13 protein-coding genes are annotated in these 16786 nt (G+C 63.7%); 5 read left to right on the top strand and 8 right to left on the bottom strand.

The annotated features are described in order from the left end of the window. The first annotated feature begins 24 nt into the window (after positions 1–24). On the top strand, positions 25–609 hold the full coding sequence (locus tag FHW96_RS03555) for an FMN-dependent NADH-azoreductase (RefSeq protein WP_172339178.1): 585 nt from the start codon (positions 25–27) through the stop codon (positions 607–609). 12 nt (positions 610–621) lie between these two features. Continuing rightward, positions 622–1230, top strand: a complete 609-nt coding sequence (locus tag FHW96_RS03550) for a YceI family protein (protein WP_172339177.1) — start codon at positions 622–624, stop codon at positions 1228–1230. Positions 1231–1304: 74 nt separating this feature from the next. On the opposite strand, the gene FHW96_RS03545 is transcribed toward FHW96_RS03550, so the two are convergent. The 4 genes from FHW96_RS03545 to FHW96_RS03530 form a co-directional block, all read right to left on the bottom strand. After that, positions 1305–1820 (bottom strand): hypothetical protein, encoded by a 516-nt coding sequence (locus FHW96_RS03545; protein ID WP_172339176.1) that lies wholly within the window; start codon positions 1818–1820, stop codon positions 1305–1307. A 109-nt stretch (positions 1821–1929) separates the two neighbouring features. Then, entirely contained in the window at positions 1930–4344 is a 2415-nt protein-coding gene (locus tag FHW96_RS03540; protein ID WP_253950713.1) for a TonB-dependent receptor, read from the bottom strand. 123 nt (positions 4345–4467) lie between these two features. Beyond that, positions 4468–5145, bottom strand: a complete 678-nt coding sequence (locus FHW96_RS03535) for a response regulator transcription factor (RefSeq protein WP_172339174.1) — start codon at positions 5143–5145, stop codon at positions 4468–4470. Continuing rightward, complete coding sequence (locus FHW96_RS03530) at positions 5145–6368, bottom strand: cell wall metabolism sensor histidine kinase WalK (RefSeq protein WP_172339173.1); 1224 nt, start codon at positions 6366–6368, stop codon at positions 5145–5147. The genes FHW96_RS03535 and FHW96_RS03530 overlap by 1 nt, the downstream gene beginning before the upstream one ends. Before the next feature lie 96 nt (positions 6369–6464). On the opposite strand from FHW96_RS03530, the gene FHW96_RS03525 reads away from it, so the two are divergent. Further along, positions 6465–6785 carry a DUF779 domain-containing protein gene (locus tag FHW96_RS03525; RefSeq protein ID WP_172339172.1) on the top strand — a complete coding sequence of 107 codons (321 nt, stop codon included), beginning with the start codon at positions 6465–6467 and terminating at the stop codon, positions 6783–6785. A gap of 103 nt (positions 6786–6888) precedes the next feature. Here FHW96_RS03525 and lepA read toward each other — a convergent pair whose 3' ends face one another. Then, complete coding sequence (lepA, locus tag FHW96_RS03520) at positions 6889–8706, bottom strand: translation elongation factor 4 (RefSeq protein ID WP_172339171.1); 1818 nt, start codon at positions 8704–8706, stop codon at positions 6889–6891. 209 nt (positions 8707–8915) lie between these two features. Continuing rightward, positions 8916–11639: an EAL domain-containing protein gene (locus FHW96_RS03515; protein WP_371815619.1), complete on the bottom strand. Its 2724-nt coding sequence runs from the start codon at positions 11637–11639 to the stop codon at positions 8916–8918. A gap of 212 nt (positions 11640–11851) precedes the next feature. On the opposite strand from FHW96_RS03515, the gene FHW96_RS03510 reads away from it, so the two are divergent. Both FHW96_RS03510 and FHW96_RS26645 read left to right on the top strand, forming a co-directional pair. Next, entirely contained in the window at positions 11852–13165 is a 1314-nt protein-coding gene (locus FHW96_RS03510; RefSeq protein WP_172339170.1) for an FAD-dependent oxidoreductase, read from the top strand. Positions 13166–13336: 171 nt separating this feature from the next. Further along, positions 13337–14443 (top strand): diguanylate cyclase, encoded by a 1107-nt coding sequence (locus FHW96_RS26645; protein WP_172339169.1) that lies wholly within the window; start codon positions 13337–13339, stop codon positions 14441–14443. Positions 14444–14607: 164 nt separating this feature from the next. Here the strand turns inward: FHW96_RS26645 and FHW96_RS03500 are convergent, their stop codons facing one another. Continuing rightward, entirely contained in the window at positions 14608–15243 is a 636-nt protein-coding gene (locus FHW96_RS03500) for a DUF4304 domain-containing protein (RefSeq protein ID WP_172339168.1), read from the bottom strand. A gap of 248 nt (positions 15244–15491) precedes the next feature. After that, entirely contained in the window at positions 15492–16610 is a 1119-nt protein-coding gene (gene dnaN / locus FHW96_RS03495) for a DNA polymerase III subunit beta (RefSeq protein WP_172339167.1), read from the bottom strand. Between the last annotated feature and the right edge of the window lie 176 nt (positions 16611–16786).

Here is a 16786-nt window from a genome sequence, read left to right as displayed (position 1 = left end):
TTCCCCCGTACTGGAGTATATCCCATGGCTAATGTTCTTGTGATCCGTTCGGCCGCCACTGGCGAAGCTTCGGTCAGCAACAAGCTGATCAACGCCTATCTGGCCGCCCACCCCGAAGCCAATGTCGTCGAGCGCGACCTCGACGCCAACCCGGTGCCGCATGTGGACTCGGCCAGCCTCGCCGGGATCGGTCGTCAGGCCCCCGAAGGCGATCAGTTCGCTGCCGCCCGCGCGCTTCAGGACGAGATCATCGGCGAAGTCTTTGCCGCCGACATCATCGTGATCGGCGTGCCGGTCTATAACTTCGGCATGCCCTCGACGCTCAAGGCCTGGTTTGACTATGTCGGCCGCGCCGGCACCACCTTCCAGTACACCGCCGAAGGCCCCGAAGGTCTGGTCAAGGGCAAGAAGGCCATTCTGGCTCAGGCCCGCGCCGGCAAGTATGACGACGCCACCGGCTTCCCCTTCGCCGTGCCCCATACCAAGAGCCTGCTCAGCTTTGTCGGCATCGATGATGTCACCGTCGTCACCGCCGAAGGTCTGGCCTTTGGCCCCGAAGCCGCAGCCGAAGCCATCTCGGGCGCGGTTGCCGAAATCAGCGCTTTGTAAGGAACCATCGCCATGTTTCGCTCTCTGATCGCCGCCGCCCTGATCGTTGCCCCGGTTGCCGCCTATGCGCAGTCGCCGGTCGCCAATCCCGCCCCTGCCGCCGTGCAGGCGGGCAATTACACGGTCGAAACCACCCACACCCGCGTACAGTTCGCCGTCAGCCATATGGGCTTTTCGGACTGGTACGGCGATTTGACCGGCGTTACCGGCACGCTCAGCCTTGATCCCAAGGCGCCCGCAGCGGCCAAGGTGGACATCACCATCCCGGTGAGCAGCGTTTCGACCACGAATGCCACACTGGACGGCGAATTGAAGAGCGAAGCATGGCTGGATGCGGGCAAATACCCCGAAATCCGCTTCACCTCGACCAGCGTGACGCCGACCGGACCGCGCACCGCCAATATCGCGGGCAACCTGACGTTCCACGGCGTGACCCGCCCGGTGGTGCTGAAGGCCGCGTTTCTGGCCAGCGGCGTGAACCCGCTGAGCAAGGGCTATACGGTGGGCTTCAACGCCACCGCCTCGCTCAAGCGGACAGATTACGGGGTCAAGACCTATATCCCGCTGATCGGTGATGAAGTGACTTTGCGCATCAGCGCGGCCTTTGAAAAGGCCAAGTAAGAGCGCCCCCACAACCCTTGCCCCCAAGGGTTGCAAACCCCCGTCCGGCATCACGCCGGGCGGGGGTTTTCGCATCAGGGGTTCAGCGCATTGGCCCAATCATGGGCGGCGCTGGCATAGACATAGTTCGCATCGCAAATCTTCAGATCGGCTTCGGTGATTGTCGCCAGGACGGGACCGGCGGCGGAGACTTCAGGAATTGCGGCAGCGTGATCTGCGGCGGAGCGGGCTGGATCGGCCGCGGATGGGCGCAGGCGGTGAGCGGCAATATAGGCAGCAAGGCGAGCATCCCCTTGCGCCAGCGCGGCGTCATGTCGGGCATCGGCATCATCGGCAAGGCTCCTGTAGCGGGTTTCGGCGGCGGTCTTGGCGGCGGCGGCGGCCTTGCGCTCGGCATCCCATGCCGATTGGGTGGCGCGGGCGGCGGCGGCCCAATGCGCCGCGCGATGGAATTGCCACCCCGCGACGCCCAGCGCGACCAATGCCACAGCCGCCCAGATCCGCAGAGCGGAGGCGCCCAGCCATCGGGCCAGCCCGCCCAACCAACGCAAGGCCCCGCTCATGCTCAGAAAAAGCGCGTTAAAGACCATGAGAACAACTCCCTGAGACCGGACATTCTCGCATTTTGCGAATCGCCCGACCCGGCAGAGTTATCAGTGCCTTGATCCTGTAGGACAGGATATTAACCCAAACGGTTAATCACAATTGCACCCGCAGCCCCACCTCAAACCGCCGCGGTGCAGCAGGGGCAAGGAATGTGCTGTGCAGCAAAGGCCGCTCGCCATCGATCACCGGCCCGCTGAACGGGCGGGCGACAAAGGCGCCATTGGTGTCGAAACCGCTGGCCCCCAATTGCGCCGCCGTGGCGTAATGGGCATTCATCAGATTGCTGACCCCGGCAGTGATGATCATCCCCTTGCGCGGCCGGACCTCGACCGAGGCATTGACCACGGCATAGGCATCGGTCCGTCCCGCGCCCAGATAATAGGCGCCGTCCGCCTGATGCAGATTGTTCTCATTGCCCCGCGCATAAACACCGCTGGCCGCAACCATTTCGGCGCGCAGGGTCAGCCATGATGCGGCCTCAAACCCAGCCTGCGCCTTGAACAGATGGCGCGGCAGGAGCGGCAGACGGTCGCCGGGGCGCACAGCGATCTCGCCGTCGAAACCTGGGGCGGCGCCATCATTGCGGCTGTTCGCATCGCCGTTCAGCGTCAAGGGTGTGCGATAGGTGGCGTCGAGCAAGGTGTAGCTGGCCCCCACCTGCCAGCCGCCCCAATGCGCCGCGCCGCTGGCCTCAATGCCCTGACGCCGCGTGGTGCCGACATTGGCGAAATAGCCAAAGCCCGAGGCGCCGCCCGCAATGAATTGAATATCATCGCGATTGTCGCTGCGAAACGCGGTCAGGCGCAGGTTCCACGCCTTGCGCTCAATCCGCACGCCCAGCGAGAAACTGCGCGCCACCACCTGTCGCAGCGGCGGATCGCCGGCCATCGCATTGGGCAGGCGGCAGGGCGAGGCCGGGTCCGAACAGCCCAGTTCCACCGCCGAGGGCGCACGCGAACTCTCACCCGCCTGCGCGGTGATGGTCAGCCCATGGGCCGCATGCCAATCAACCATGGCCGAGGGGTTGAACCGTGCGAACACCGGATCGGCGTCGAGCGAACCCGTGCCGCCGCCCGGCGTGATCTGATCGCGATTGTGCAATTGCGTGCGATCATACCGCCCCGCCAACGTCATCGTGACGCGCGACCCCAGAGCGAAGACATCGGCCGCATAGAGGCCAAGGCTGGACATCGCGCTATGCAGATCGACGCGGGCGTCAAAGGCGTTCTCGCTGTCCTGCGTGCCATCGGCAAAGGCCCCCGGCCCCGGCACGGCGACCACCGAATGATCGGGCAGCAAATAACCAAACTGGCTGCTTTGAATAAACCGCGCCCGCGCCTGCGCATAGCTGGCGCCGACGATCAGATGCTGGCCCATGCCGGTCCAGCCCAGTTCAACCGCCCCGCCCCATTCCTGCTGACGCGTCGAGGAGCGGGTCAGCAGGCCGTTGCATTTCTCATTGGGTTCGTCGTTCAGCAGGACATTGGCGATGCAGCGCCATTTGGGAAAGGCAGTGTTGGCCTGCGTCTCGCCGCTGGTGGGAAAGCCAGTATAGCCCGCCGCAGAAAGAGCCGTGCGTTCGGTCGCATTGGGCTGATACAGGCTCTCACCCAGCGCGCCTTCGTTCATGTCGCCATTGACGCTGCGCGTGACGATGCTGCGCCAGAAGGCATTGGCCGAAAGGGTGAGGTTTTCCGACAGGCGATGATGGCCCGACAGGGTGATCTGGCTGGCGATGTTGCGGGTGTTGTCGGGCGTGGTGTAGGTGCTGCGCCAGTCGCGCTCCAGCAGGCGATAATCCTGCAACCCATTGCCGTTGAGATCGGATTGCGCGCGGTTGAAACTCAGGCTCACCCCGCTGCCCGCCCCTTCCCAGCCCGCCTTGGCAAAGCCCTTCCACGCCTTGCTGGCCGAGGCATAGCGCCAGCCATCCTCCTGAAACCCTTCGAGCGCGCCATACCAGTGGAAGCCATTGCCCGCCCTGCTGCCCCCCATACTGCCGCCCGCCTCGATGCTGCCGCGCAGCCGCCCATAGGAGCCGCCCGTCAACGAGGCCGCCACCCCCGGCGCGCTGCGCCCGTCCTTGGTGCGGATGCTCAGCGCCCCGCCCAGCGCATTGCGCCCGAACTGCGGCGCGGCGCCCTCGATCAAGGCCACCTGATCCACCGCCGCCTGCGGCAACAGATCCCAGCTCACCACCTCGCCAAAGGGCTGATTGGCGCGCACGCCATCGACATAGACCGCAATCCCCTGCGGCGTGCCCAGCAGCGGCGAGGCGGTATAGCCGCGAAACGACAGATCAGCTTGCAGCGGATTGCCCTGCACCTCGTTGATGACCACGCCGGGCGCCTGACGCGCCAGCGCATCGCCCACCGTCACGGCCTGCATCGCGCGCAAGGCCTTGGCATCAACCAGCACCCGCCCATTATCCGCCGCCGCCGACAAAGGCGTGCTGGCGCTGACGACAATGGCCGCATCTTCGGCCTGTGCCACAGCGGGCATTGCCATAGCCGCAACCATCAACGTAAAACGCCCCTGCATGAACCTCTTTCCCCTGTACGCGCCCGTTGATCGGGCCGCCTGATGGGTTCTGGCTATCAGAGGTTGCGCCGGGAAAACCTTAGAAAGGCCTCAGACTGGCAAAGGTATAAGATCGAGCATCATCCCCGTGCCGCGCACCGTGCGGACCTGCACTTCCGGGGCGGCCTGGGCCAGCCTTTTGCGCAGCGAGGACAGCACCACATCGAGCGCATTATCCGTCACTGCCGCATCGCCCCACACCGCATCCATCAGCGCCCGGCGCGACACTACGCCCCCGCGCGCGCGCAGCAATTCGCCCAGCACAAGGATGCCCTTTGGCTCCAGATCCAGCCTATGCCCCGCCCATCGCGCTTCGCCCGCCAGCGGATCAACCTCGAGCGCGCCCAACACCAGCGGGTCGGGGCGGCGCTGCTGCGCATGCCGGACCATCACCCGCACGCGGGCCAGCAATTCGGCAAAGGCAAAGGGTTTGGCCAGATAATCGTCGGCCCCGGCCGCAAAGCCGTCGAGCCGGTCATCCAGCCCGCCCCGCGCGGTCAGCATCAGCACCGGCAGGCGGTGGCCCTGTTCGCGCAGGGCCCGGCACACCTCAAGCCCATCGCCATCGGGCAGGCCAAGGTCGAGCACCAGCGCCTCCACATCGCCCTGCGCCACCAGCGGGGCAACCTGTGCCCCCCGCCGCAGCCAGCGCACATTGAAACCAGCAGCGGCAAGCCCCTGCGCCAGCGTGCGGCCAATGGTCACATCATCCTCGACGATCAGGATCATCACGCCTCCTCCAATGGCAGCATCAGGACGATGCGCGCGCCGCCCATTGGCCGGTTTTCCGCGCGGATCGTGCCGCCATGCTGATCGGCCACCCACCGCGCAAGGGCAAGGCCAAGCCCGGTGCCGCCGCGATGGCGACCTTCCTCGCTCTGGTAATAGGCCTCGAAGATCAAAGGCAAATCCGCCTCGCCCATGCCGGGTCCATGGTCGGCAATGGACAGGATGGCATTGGCATCATCGCGCATGAGCATAATTTCCAGCGCCGCGCCGGGGTCGGATATTTTCAGCCCATTGTCGATGATGGCCAGCAAAGCCTGACCCAGCCAGCGCCGATCGGCCCGCACCCGCACCGGATCGGCGGGCGGATCATAGGTCAGTTCAACCTCGACCAGCCGCGCGAAAGGCTCCGCCGCAGCCAACGCCCCGGCCACAATTTCGCGCAGATCGCAAGGGGCCGGCGAGAGCACCGGCTTGCCCTCTTGCGCGCTGGCAAGGCTGAGCATTTCATCGATGCGGTGCGAGAGGAATTGTGCCTGCGCCACCACATCATGCAGCGCCGCGCCTTGATCGCCCCCGGTGGCCAGCGTCACCTCGGCCAGCGAACGCATCGCGGCAACCGGGGTGCGCAGTTCATGGCTGGCCTTGGCAAAGAACAGGCGGCGCGAGCGGTCCACGGCCTGCAATTGCGCGCTGCGGGCGGCCACTTCGCGTTCGAGCGCGCGATTGGCCCAGACCAGCCGCCACAGCCCCGCCCCCGCCGAGGCCAGCGCCAAGAGCGTGAGCATCCCGCCCAGCATGAGCATCCGGTTGCGGCTGTGATCGAGCGCAGCGCGGGCGGCGCTCACCTCGGCCCGCTCGCCCGCCATCATCGTGGCCAGCAGGGCCTCACGCCGGACCGGATCGGTCATAGTGGGCAGGCGGTTGATGCGGGCCAGTTCGTCGCTATGCGCGGGCGAACCCAGCGCGCTTTCCTGCGCCACCAAGGCGCGATATTCGGCCAGACGCGGCGGGATCTTCGCCAGAGGCTGGCCAGAAAGGCCTGCGATCAGGCCCGCCTGCCGCTCGGCCAGCAGGGCGATCTCGAATTGCCGCGCGCTGGCCCTCAGGCTGAACACAAAGCCCGCCATCAAAGCCGCCAGCGCCGCCGCCATCACCAGCCATCCGGCAAAGCCGCGCGCAATAGGCATGGAGGTGGGCGTGGGTTCAGGCGTGGGTTCAGGCATAGGCTTTGGGTTCTCACGCCTCGACCATCGCTGCAAGTCCCCCTTATGCCAAAGTCCCATTCGCCAGATCGGTGAAAAACGTGGCATAGATGCGCGATGACCAGCACGCGCCAGATCCCGATCACCCCCGCCGCCCATGCCGCACTCGACCGGCTACGAGCGCAGCACGGGCGGCTGGTGCTGCATGTGACGGGGGGCTGTTGCGACGCGGGCACGCCTCTGTGTCTGGCCGAAGGAGACATCATCCTTGGCCAGCGCGACCAGTTGCAGGGGGTGTGCGATGGTGTGCCGCTCTACCGCATGAGCGACGAGGCGGATCAATGCCCAGTCTCGCTGGAGCTGGACGTGGAGCCGGGGCGCGCGGTGGGCTTTTCGCTGGATATTGGCGACGGCACGCGGTTCGTGCTGAAAGGCTAAATCCGCAATGCGGCTTCAAAAATTGGCGGAAAGCCACCGGCGCATTTAACGCGCAACCCCATAATGGGATTGTCCCTTTGCCCGCCGGAGGCCCCCTAAATCCTTATTCCTCGCCCATCCGCAACGCAGCGATAAACGCCTCCTGCGGGATCTGCACATTGCCATATTCGCGCATCCGGGCCTTGCCCTTCTTCTGTTTGTCGAGCAGCTTCTTCTTGCGGCTGATGTCGCCGCCATAGCACTTGGCGGTCACGTCCTTGCGCATGGCGGCGATGGTTTCGCGCGCGATGACCTTGCCGCCGATGGCCGCCTGAATCGGGATCTTGAACAGGTGGCGCGGGATCAGGTCTTTCAGACGCTCGCACATATGGCGCCCGCGTTCCTCGGCCACACTGCGGTGGACGATCATCGAGAGCGCATCGACCGGCTCGTTGTTGACAAGGATGCCCATCTTGACCAGGTCGCCCTCGCGCAGGCCGATCTGTTCATAGTCGAAGGACGCATAACCGCGCGAAATCGACTTCAACCGATCATAGAAATCGAACACCACTTCGTTGAGCGGCAATTCATAATTCACCTGAGCGCGCCCGCCGACATAGGTCAGGCCCGTCTGGATACCGCGACGGTCCTGACACAGCTTCAGGATGCTGCCCAGATATTCGTCGGGCGTGTAGATGGTCGCCTTGATCCACGGCTCATCGATCTGTTCGATGCGGCTGGGATCGGGATAATCGGCGGGGTTGTGCAGCATGATTTCGCCCGCATCATCGGTGCGGCTGGCGCGCAACTGGATGCGATAGACCACCGAAGGCGACGTGGTGATCAGGTCGAGGTCATATTCGCGGCTCAGGCGTTCCTGAATGATTTCAAGGTGCAACAGGCCCAGGAACCCGCAGCGATAGCCAAAGCCCAGCGCGGCGGACGTTTCCATCTCAAAGCTGAAAGACGCATCGTTCAAACGCAGCTTGGCAATGCTCTCGCGCAGTTTTTCAAAATCGGCCGCGTCCACCGGGAAGAGGCCGCAGAACACCACCGGCTGCACTTCTTTATAGCCCGGCAGAGCCTCGGTCGCGCCGCCCTTGACCGTGGTGATCGTGTCACCGACCTTGGCCAGTTCGACTTCCTTGATCTGGGCGGTGACAAAGCCGATCTCGCCCGGCCCCAGTTCGGCCAGTTCCTCACGCTTGGGCGTAAAGCAGCCCACGCGGTCGATCAGATGTTCGGTGCCGCCCTGCATGAACTTGACGTTCAGGCCCTTGTTGATGACGCCGTCGATCACGCGCACCAGAATGACCACGCCCAGATAGGGGTCATACCAAGAGTCCACCAGCATCGCCTTCAACGGCGCATTGCGGTCGCCCTTGGGCGCGGGGATCTTGCGCACCACAGCCTCAAGGATTTCCTCGATGCCGATGCCCGACTTCGCGCTGGCCAGCACCGCCTCGCTGGCGTCCAGACCGATCACTTCCTCGATCTCGGCCTTGACCTTTTCCGGCTCGGCGGCGGGCAGGTCGATCTTGTTGATAACGGGCACGATCTCGTGGTCATGCTCGATCGACTGATAGACGTTGGCCAGCGTCTGGGCCTCCACGCCCTGCGCCGCATCGACCACCAGCAGCGCGCCCTCGCAGGCCGCCAGCGACCGGCTGACCTCATAGGCAAAGTCCACATGCCCCGGCGTGTCCATCAGGTTCAGCTCATAGACCTCGCCGTCATGCGCCTTGTAATTCAGGCGGACGGTCTGGGCCTTGATGGTGATCCCGCGCTCTTTCTCGATGTCCATATTGTCCAGCACCTGCGCGCTCATCTCGCGCTCGGTCAGCCCGCCGGTGAACTGGATCAGCCGGTCGGCCAGCGTGCTTTTGCCGTGGTCGATGTGGGCGATGATGGAGAAATTGCGGATCTTGGACTGGTCGGTCATGGAATGTCTTTATCAAAAGGCGGGCCAAAAGGGCGGCAAAACCCCACCCCACATAGAATCGCAGCCGTTAGCAGCACCGGCCCGCCCTGTCACGTTATGATGGTCGGCAAATCGCCTGCGCAATTTGCCACGGCACGGATGTATCACGCCAATATCAAAGCTCGCCGCAAGCCTTAGCCGGATCGCCAAGGCGTACCGAATAAAACCTCCTATCCCACCTGTCGGTAGATCGGCGCCTCGCCGTCGCGGTCCTGCGGGCCGAACAGACTGGCGCGGGTGATCGCGCCGCTGCCGTCAAAGGCCACGGGTTCGGCGAAAACCACGCCCGTGCGGCCATAGCGGCTCCAGCGTACCGTGGCCCCCACGCTCAATTCATCGGACAGCTCGATCAGCATTTCCATGCCCATCGGCACATCCATCAGCCCTTCGAACATCGCGCCATTTTCCGAAATGTTGCGGATCGTGGCGGGATAGCGGCGGCCCTGTGCCTCCATCATCACCTTGCGCAGCATCGTGCGGCGCGGCGCGCGGGCCGAGCGCGGCCCCCTCGCCTCGATAATGCCGCCCTCGCTCAGCCGCATGTCGGCCTCGTCGCGCGGCAGGGGCTTGGAGAAGATATAGCCCTGCACATGGCTGCAACCCAGTTCGCGCACCAGATCGAGTTCGTCGAGCGTCTCTACGCCTTCTGCCGTCGTCTCCATGCCAAGCGCATCGGCAAGGCTGACGATCGAGGCGATGATCGCACCATTGCGGCTGCCCGGCATGGTCGCGCCGCGCACAAAACTCTGGTCGATCTTGATCTTGTCGAAAGGCGCCTTTTTCAGATAGCCGAGCGAAGAATAGCCGGTGCCGAAATCATCGAGCGCCAGACGCACGCCGATCCGCTTGAGCGCGGTGAACATCGCGTCCGTATTGGCGCTGTCGTTCAAAAACACGCTTTCGGTGATTTCCAGTTCCAACCGCGCAGGATCGACGCCTGCGGCCGCCAGCGCATTGGTGATGATCGTGGGCAGCGCCGGATTTGCAAATTGCAAAGGCGAGACATTGACCGCCACCCGCACATGCTCGGGCCAGCGGGCCAGATCGTGGCAGGCCGTGCGCAGCGCCCACTCGCCGATCTGGGTGATGAGACCGGTATCCTCGGCCACCTCGACGAATTTGGCGGGCGACAGGCGCCCCATCGTCGGATGGTTCCAACGCAGCAGCGCCTCGAAACCGGTGATCTTCTGCTGGCTCAACGCCACCGAGGGCTGATAATACAATTCCAGCCCGCCATGCGAGAGCGCATCGCGCAGGTCATGTTCAAGCTGGCGGCGCTCCTCGGCGTCGGAATGCAGTTCCTCGTCATAGAAGTGATAGACCCCGCGCCCGCGATCCTTGGCGGCATAAAGCGCAAGGTCAGCATTGCGGATGATCGCCTCGCTGGTCACCCCATCGTCGGGAGCCATGGCAATACCGATGCTGGCCCCGATCACCACGCGCGCGCCGTCAATCGAATAGGGCTGAGACAGATTCTCGATGATACTGGTGGCCAGCATGGCCAGCTTGTCGCGCGCGATGCGCCCCGGCAGGATGACCTTGAACTCATCCCCGCCCAAACGGCCCACACGGCCCATCTCGCCCACGGTGCGCTGCAAACGCTGGGACACCTGTTTCAGCAGCGCATCGCCCGCCGGATGGCCCATTGTATCGTTGACCTGCTTGAACCGGTCGAGATCGAGCAGGAACACCGCGCAATCGCGATGATCGACCTTGGGCGCCGACAGGATCTTTTCCAGCGTCTGGCTCATCTGGAACCGATTGGCCAGCCCGGTCAGCGAATCGAAATGGGCCAGGCGCGTGGCATGCTGCTCGCTGCGCCGCTTTTCGGTCAGATCGCTGCCCGCGCCGCGAAAGCCCAGGAAATTGTTGAAGGCGTCATAGACCGGACGACCGTTGACCGCCCACCATTGCTCATCCCCATCCTTGGCCGCGCGCAGCGCCAGATCGGTAAAACCCGAACGCGCGTTGAGATGGAACAGCAAGGTGCGCTCGCCCACCTGCTCCTGCTCCTGCATCACGAACAGATCGGTCAGCGGGCGACCGATCAGATCACTCTCCTCGCGGCCCAGCAAGGCGATGATATTGGGCGACACATAGGTCAGCGCCCCCTTGCGGTCCGTTTCCCAGAACCAGCCCTGCCCGGTCTTTTCAAATTCGTTCAGCAATTCTTCGGCGCGCATCTGGGCATGGCGCATCTCACGCTGTTCGGCCTGTCCCGCGCGGTCGATGGCCAATTGGCGCAGCGCCGCCACCAGACCGATCGCTCCGCCTAACACCAGCGTCACCAGCGTATAGACCGAGCCCAGCGCCAGCGCGATAGGGGTCCACAGCGCCAGCTTGGCCGCCACCATCGTGAACAACCGCCCCGACAGCGTGACCGCCATCACCAGCCCCACCACCAGCAAAGCGCCGACCAGCAGGACCGGCTCGTCCATCATCCCCGATTTGATCCACAGCGCCATGCCGCCGCCATAAAGCAGCATAGGCACGACCACCCCGGCTACCATCGCGACCACGCGCAGCCCCAGCGGGCGGCGACTGGTGCGTTCAAACGAAACGAACAGGCGCGCGGCCGCCACCATCGCCACCGCCGCTCCCAGCAGACCCAGCACCACCGGCCCCGGCATCCGAAACTGATTGAGCCAGAGCATCATGGCCGCGATGCCCATCGCAATCGCGGTCATCGGCCAGCCTTCGGAAATCATGAAATAGCCCAGATAGGGCTCACTCTCGCGCCGGACCGGATCGCTTTTGCGGCGCAGATGCGTGACATCGACCGGGCTCGACTCAGGCTCTGGCGGCGGGCTGGCGCGGCGGCGCTCCATCGCCGGGGCGGGTGCAGGCGTTTCGGCTTTTCGCAGCAGGGCTTGCGCCCGATTGGACTTGGTCACGCCTGATTTGCCCCTGTGGGAATTGGTGAAGTCATGCAACCCGAACTGCCCGAAATGCTTTTAAATCGCGTTAAGGACATCTGCGGAGCCGCGCGCGCATCCGGGCTTGCAACCGGGGGCAAACAGGTATGTGATAAGAATCAACGCGAGAATGCCCGTAACGCGACAAAAGAAAGCGCCCGCTGGCGCCAGAAAGGGAGAGCATCAGACCCATGCTGCATCTTGCCATCATCGGTTCCGGCCCCGCCGGATATTACACCGCCGAAGCCGCGCTCAAGCGCTGGGGCGAGGAGGTGCATGTCGATATCTTCGATCTTCAGCCGGTGCCCTTTGGCCTGATCCGCAGCGGGGTGGCCCCCGATCACCAATCGATCAAGGGCGTTGCAAAACGCTATGATGCGGTGGCGCAGGCCCCCAATGTGCGCTTTGTCGGCAAGGTGGCGGTGGGGCGCGATATCTCGATTGCCGAATTGCAGGAATTGTATGACGCGGTGGTGCTGGCCACGGGCGCGCCATCGGATCGCACGCTGGAAATTCCCGGCAGCGATCTGGGCAATGTGTTCGGCAGCGCGGCCTTTGTCGGCTGGTATAATGGCCATCCCCATTTTGCCGATTTGGCCCCTGATTTTGCCGGAGGCCATGCGGTGGTCATCGGCAACGGCAATGTCGCGCTCGATATTGCGCGTATTCTGGCCAAGGTGCCGCAAGAGTTTGAGGGCGCCGATATTGTCGCCCACGCGCTCGATGCGCTCAGAGCGTCCAAACTGACCTCGGTCACGATCCTTGGCCGACGCGGCCCGCATCAGATCGCGATGACCCCCAAGGAACTGGGCGAACTGGGCAGTCTGGAACGCGCCCGCCCGCGCGTCGATCCCGCCGATCTGCCGCCCGAGGCCGAGGATGCCGCGCTCGATCCGGGTATGCGCAAATCGATCCAGCATCTGCGCGCTTTTGCCGCCGATACGCCCTCGGACAAGCCCTTTACCATCAACTTCGACTTCTTCGCCGCCCCGCATGCTTTGATCGGCGATGATAACGGGGGCGGCGCGGTACAGGCGATAGAGGTCGAACGCACCGCTCTGGTCGATGGCCGCGCGGGGGGCACGGGCGAGTTCTATCAGGTCCCGGCCGATCTGGTGATCTCGGCCATCGGCTATCGCACCAACCCCATCGAGGGCGTGCCTTATGACACCGCCGCCGGGCGATTCGCCAATGAGGAAGGACGCATCCTGCCCGGCCTTTATTGCGTGGGCTGGGCGCGGCGCGGGCCGTCCGGCACGATCGGCACCAACCGCCCCGACGGCTTCGCCATCGTCGACCGCATCGCAGAAGATTTCCCCGCCCCCGGCAACAAGCGGGGCCGCGCCGGCTTCGAGGCTCTGGCCGCCGCGCGCGGGGTCGATTTCGTTACTTTCCGCGATTGGCGAAAGATTGACGAAGCCGAAGTAGCCCGCGCCCGCGATGGCGCCCCGCGTGAGAAATTCGTAGCCTTCGATCAAATGCTTGCTGCTGCGGGTAAGCATTAAAAGCTTGTTAGCTTAACTCTGAATTAGTCATTTCCACTTAACTCTGGTGTCAGCAGAGATAGGGGGAGTGACAAATTGCCGGTCGATCCAAAACGGAATTTGTCAGACCGCTCTGCGCGCGGGCGATGGCCTGTCTTGCGTCGCCGCCTGTTTTGCCCTTTCACCGCCGCCGTGCCGCCCCGTGTGGCCGGCGCGATGGTGCGCCTGCAATATCAGCGCGTCAGCGCCCACCTGCCATGGCTGTGCCTGTTGCTGGGCATTCATTCGCTGGCCACGGCGCTGGCGCTGCGCGGCAATTTGCCGCAGTGGCAGCAATGGGGCCCCGCCGGGCTGATTTCGGCCATCTGTCTCTATGTCCTGATCCGCAACCGCCGCCGCAATCGCGGCCCCGGCCCCATCCCGCGCGCCCAGATCTATCGCCACCTGCGCCGCGCCAGCATGATGAGCGCGCCGGTCGGGCTGATCGCCGGGATCTGGGCCGCCAACGCGTTTACTCATGCCTCGCACCAATATTGCATGGTCGCGCCGGTTTTCATCTCCATTGCCGCGCTGACCAGCGCCTCCTGCCTGCTGGGCGTGCCGCGCGCGGCCATAGCCGGGATGGTCGGCGCGGTCGCCCCGATTGCGCTGAAACTGGCGCTCTATGATTCGCTGGGTATGCGCGCGCTGGCGCTGATGCTGGTGCTGATGACGGCGATGCAAATCCATGTCGTGCTGGCCAAATTCAACGAAACGCTGGCCATGCTGACGCAGCAGCATCAGGCGATCCGCGCCTCGCTGACCGATCCGCTGACGGGGCTGGACAACCGGCTGGCCTTTATGCGCATGCTGAAGGACAGGCTGCACCGCGACCGGCCGATGATGCTGGTGCTGGCCGATCTGGACGGGCTGAAGCAGGCCAATGACACCCACGGCCATCTGGCAGGCGACGCCATCCTGGCCGAAGTGGCCCACCGGATGCAGCGCCTCGGCGCGCGCGCGCTCTGCGTGGCCCGGTTGGGCGGCGACGAATTCGCCATGCTCTACGACATCTCACGCGGCCAGCAGCTCGCGCTGGGCGAAATCGCTGCGGTGCGCGCGGGCCTCTCGCTGCCCATCGTGTGGAACGGCATCATCGTGCCCATCGGCGCCAGCTTCGGCACCGCCATCGCCCCCCTCGAAGGCGCCGATGCCGCCGCCCTCATCCAATCCGCCGACTGCCGCCTCTATGCCGACAAGGCGGCCCGCAAGAGCGTTGCCCCCGCGCGTATGGTGGCACAGCGGGTTTGGCGGTTCTGATCCGGGTTTTCGGGGGGTTTTATGCCTCCGGCGGGCAAAGGGACTTGTCCCTTTGCAATCCCGTTACTGTCGGCGTTGCGCTCTAGATTTAGCGCGGCATTTTGGGGCGAGGTGGCAGGTTTTGTTGCCTGCGGCGCTAATAGTTTATGTCGGCAAAGTTAGGGCTAACCGATCCCATGCGCTGGGCGATTGACCTCCTCCCATTGAGCGAGAATATTGCGTTCGCTCCCTTCTTGAAGCCCCTCAATCAATATTTTAGCCCGGGCGACATAATGGTCACACCACTCTCGACCATCTTCTTGGTAGAGACGTATCGCGTTGCTCAGATGCAGCAGCGCATTGGGTGTATCGCCACCAGTTGCCGCCGCGACACCACGTTGGAAGCTCAAGTGATGGGCTGCTCCCCATTGTTCGTTGGCCAAAAGCGCCGCGAAACCTTCGATCGACCTAATTTTTTCGAAATAGGGCAGCGCCTCAACACGAATCGCTTTAAGCACTGAATCTAAAGAGTTTTCCGCCTTCTCTTTCGTATTTGAAGGCAGCCAATTACCTCCGCCATTGCTATCGTATTTCAGCCGAAAGCCGGGCTGAAGTGCCACAAATTCATTGGCGGCGACGAGGTTCGCAGAAATGTTTACACAAAAATCTCGCCCGCCCCAGCCGTTAAGCTGAAAATCCAGCCTCTGAACAATGCTGTTCTCGGCGCGGATGAACACATGCCTTCGGGCTCTGCGGAATCCCTCTGTCAGAAGGATCGGGCAAATAATTTTGGTGATCGCTTTCGCCAGTTCGTTCGCCATTCCTCTCAATTGCCGTGAATGCTCAATGTCGGCAATAGCACCGTCTCCGGACAGTCCCTTTTCTTCCCGCGAAGCGGCTTATCCACCCTTCACCCCAGCCCAAAACACATCGCCGCCCACGAACCACGACGCCGACAGTAACGGGATTGCAAAGGGGCCCGCCCTTTGCCCGCCGGAGGCAAAACAACAAAAAAGGCGGGAAAGCCCGAAAGCCCCCGCCCCTTTTCAACCAAAAATCAATCGGCCCATCACACCCGCATCGGCATCAGCACATAGAGCGCAGGGCTCTTGTCGCTCTGACGGATCAGGGTCGGCGCACCGGCATCGGCCAGATGCAGCTCCACATTATCGCCATCGATCTGGTTCAGGATGTCCTTGAGATAGGTCGCGTTAAAACCGATCTCAAAGCCGGTCGAACCGTAATCGGCAGGCAGTTCTTCGGCCGCCGTACCATTGTCGGGAGAGGTCACGGACAGCGTCACGCGGTCGGTTTCCAGCGCCATTTTCACCGCGCGGGTCTTTTCCGTGGCGATAGTGGCCACGCGGTCCACCGCTTCATAGAAGCTCTTGGGGTCCAGCCGCAGCAGCTTGTCATTGCCGGTCGGGATCACGCGGTTGTAATCGGGGAACGTGCCGTCGATCAGCTTGCTGGTCAGCACCACTCCCTCTTCGCCGCCCAGCGAGAAGCGGATCTTGCTGGCCGACAGGTCGATGCTGACGTTGCTGTCGGCATGTTCGTCGAGCAGCTTGCGCAATTCGCCCACACATTTGCGCGGCACGATCACGTCGGGCATGCCATCGGCGCCTTCCGGCTTGGCCAGCGTGAAGCGCGCCAGACGGTGGCCATCGGTGGCCGCAGCCTTCAGCTCTTCCTCGGAGACATGGAGGAAGATGCCGTTGAGATAGTAACGTGTTTCCTCGGTGCTGATGGCAAAGCGAGTACGGTCGATCAACTGCGCGAGCGTGGCGGCGGGCACTTCGAAGCTGGTCGGCAGATCGCCCTCGATAATCACGGGGAAATCGTCACGCGGCAGGGTCGGCAGTTGGAACCGGCTGCGCCCGGCCTTGATGACAAGGCGGTTCTCGGCGGTTTGCAGCGAGACCTGCGAGCCATCGGGCAGCTTGCGCGCGATGTCGAAAAGCAGATGGGCCGAAACCGTGATCGCGCCGGGCGCCTCGACGCTGACGGCGGGCAGATGCTCGACCACCTGAAGATCAAGGTCGGTGGCCATCAGGCGGACCGAACCGCTGCCGCTGGCCTCGATCAGAACGTTGGAGAGGATGGGGATGGTATTGCGCCGTTCCACCACCGATTGCACATGGCTCAAACAACGCAGCAAGGTCGCGCGTTCGATCGTGGCTTTCATGGCGTTTCTGTTCCCAAACTGTGTGGAGGTCCCCAGCGGCAATCGACAGCGGACCCCAAGCGTAAAACCGGTCCGAACCGGCGGGACAGCGCGGATTCGACCAAACATCCGCCAATTCGGATCACCTTCCTAACGCACCATCGGCGCGCAGCAAGAGTTTCATAACGTCAGGGAAG

The sequence above is a fragment of the Novosphingobium sp. SG751A genome (assembly GCF_013149295.1).
Classification (GTDB): domain Bacteria; phylum Pseudomonadota; class Alphaproteobacteria; order Sphingomonadales; family Sphingomonadaceae; genus Novosphingobium.
The sequence above is the reverse complement of the archived record's forward strand: the minus strand, read 5'-3'. Positions and strand labels throughout refer to the sequence as shown.

Coding starts and splice junctions, on each gene's coding strand:
- FHW96_RS03555 (WP_172339178.1), top strand. CDS start 25: ATGGCTAATGTTCTTGTGATCCGTTCGGCCGCCACTGGCGAAGCTTCG.
- FHW96_RS03550 (WP_172339177.1), top strand. CDS start 622: ATGTTTCGCTCTCTGATCGCCGCCGCCCTGATCGTTGCCCCGGTTGCC.
- FHW96_RS03545 (WP_172339176.1), bottom strand. CDS start 1,820: ATGGTCTTTAACGCGCTTTTTCTGAGCATGAGCGGGGCCTTGCGTTGG.
- FHW96_RS03540 (WP_253950713.1), bottom strand. CDS start 4,344: ATGGCAATGCCCGCTGTGGCACAGGCCGAAGATGCGGCCATTGTCGTC.
- FHW96_RS03535 (WP_172339174.1), bottom strand. CDS start 5,145: ATGATCCTGATCGTCGAGGATGATGTGACCATTGGCCGCACGCTGGCG.
- FHW96_RS03530 (WP_172339173.1), bottom strand. CDS start 6,368: ATGCCTGAACCCACGCCTGAACCCACGCCCACCTCCATGCCTATTGCG.
- FHW96_RS03525 (WP_172339172.1), top strand. CDS start 6,465: ATGACCAGCACGCGCCAGATCCCGATCACCCCCGCCGCCCATGCCGCA.
- lepA (WP_172339171.1), bottom strand. CDS start 8,706: ATGACCGACCAGTCCAAGATCCGCAATTTCTCCATCATCGCCCACATC.
- FHW96_RS03510 (WP_172339170.1), top strand. CDS start 11,852: ATGCTGCATCTTGCCATCATCGGTTCCGGCCCCGCCGGATATTACACC.
- FHW96_RS03500 (WP_172339168.1), bottom strand. CDS start 15,243: ATGGCGAACGAACTGGCGAAAGCGATCACCAAAATTATTTGCCCGATC.
- dnaN (WP_172339167.1), bottom strand. CDS start 16,610: ATGAAAGCCACGATCGAACGCGCGACCTTGCTGCGTTGTTTGAGCCAT.